Annotated in this window: 1 pseudogene; it reads left to right on the top strand. The window is 65.5% G+C overall.

Annotated features, from left to right (window positions below):
- Window positions 1–88: 88 nt before the first annotated feature.
- Window positions 89–721, top strand: a pseudogene (locus NKI22_RS31380) (IS630 family transposase); the annotation flags it as partial.

Below are 721 nucleotides of genomic sequence, written 5' to 3' on the forward strand. Positions count from 1 at the left end.
TAGAGCACGTCCTGTGATCGATGAATCGATTGTGATGTGACGGCTGCGTTTTGTGCTGATTCAACATCCACCTCGATGGAGGTGGACGATGGCAAGAGCATTGAGCGGTGATCTTCGGTCGCGGGTCTTGAAGGCTTCGGACGGGGGCATGTCGGCGCGGCAAGCGGCGGCGCGGTTCGGCGTGGGAGTGTCCAGCGCGATCCGCTGGATTGCGCGGGCGAAGATCGGCGAACTGGCGCCACGCCCGCAGGGCCGCCGCCGCGCCTCCAGCCTCGATGCGCATGAAGCCTTCATCGTCGGGCTGATCGAGGAGCGCAAGGACATCACGCTGAACGAGATGGTGGAGCGGCTCGTCGCCGAGCAGTCAGTGCGGATCAGCCGCAGCGCCTTGAGCGCCTGGCTTCGCGGTCACGGCTGGACATTCAAAAAAAGTCCGCGCACGCACTGGAGCAGGGTCGCCTCGACATCCTGAAGCGGCGCCGGGACTGGTTCGACGGCCAGCTCGATCTTGATCCGGCGAAGCTCGTGTTCATCGATGAGACCGGCCTCTCCACAAAGATGGCCCGCCTGCGTGGAAGAGCGCCGCGCGGCGAGCGCTGCCGGGCCGGCGTGCCGCATGGCCACTGGAAGACCACGACCTTCACCGGAGCGCTGCGGCTGACGGGCATGACTGCGCCCTTCGTCTACGACGGCGCCATGAACGGCAACGTGTTCCTGGCCT

The sequence above is a fragment of the Mesorhizobium sp. M0778 genome (assembly GCF_040320105.1).
In the GTDB taxonomy this organism is placed as follows: Bacteria; Pseudomonadota; Alphaproteobacteria; order Rhizobiales; family Rhizobiaceae; genus Mesorhizobium.